The 533-nt window shown below is 48.8% G+C and carries 2 pseudogenes; one reads left to right on the top strand and one right to left on the bottom strand.

Annotation, left to right across the window (positions count from 1 at the left end):
• A pseudogene (locus R7R78_RS29120) lies at window positions 1-359 on the top strand (LysR family transcriptional regulator); the annotation flags it as partial.
• A gap of 15 nt (window positions 360-374) precedes the next feature.
• On the opposite strand, the pseudogene R7R78_RS29115 reads toward R7R78_RS29120, so the two are convergent.
• Window positions 375-533: pseudogene (locus tag R7R78_RS29115) on the bottom strand (protocatechuate 3,4-dioxygenase); the annotation flags it as partial.

Here is a 533-nt window from a genome sequence, read left to right as displayed (position 1 = left end):
ATAGAGGCGTGTGGATCAGTCACCCCGATTTCACTATCGACGAATCACAGCCAATCCCTCTCGCGCTATTTCAAACCGACTGTAAATACCACGCCGCCGCTATTAATGCGCTGACCAAAAGAGGAACGCCATATCAACTCTTAGCTTGTTGTAACACCTCTTCTGCGCAGCGAGCCATTGTTCGCTCTGGCATGGCGATTGGTGCGATGGGAAGAATCAGTGTCACAGATGATCTGAAGATCTTAGAAGATTTGCCTCCACTACCGTCGGTGGATATTGTTTTGGTGACTGGTGTCGAACCTCATCCCATACTAGACAAAGAATGCTTGTCGCAGCTGGCTGAGTTGATGCCTTGCTAGCGAACATCAAACAGATTAAGCAATCACGAAATCGAACGTTCCGACAATTCGCCGATCAATATTTACCGGCTCAAACTGTAAATGGTCACGGGCTTTACCACCCCACCATTCGTTGCCCGTCTGTCCTTTCAAATAGAGTTGGGTGGTCAACAATTCGTGGGCGTCGGACGCATT

Source organism: Vibrio sp. 2134-1 (genome assembly GCF_033339495.1).
Note: the sequence above shows the minus strand (reverse complement) of the source record. Positions and strands in the feature narration are given on the sequence as shown.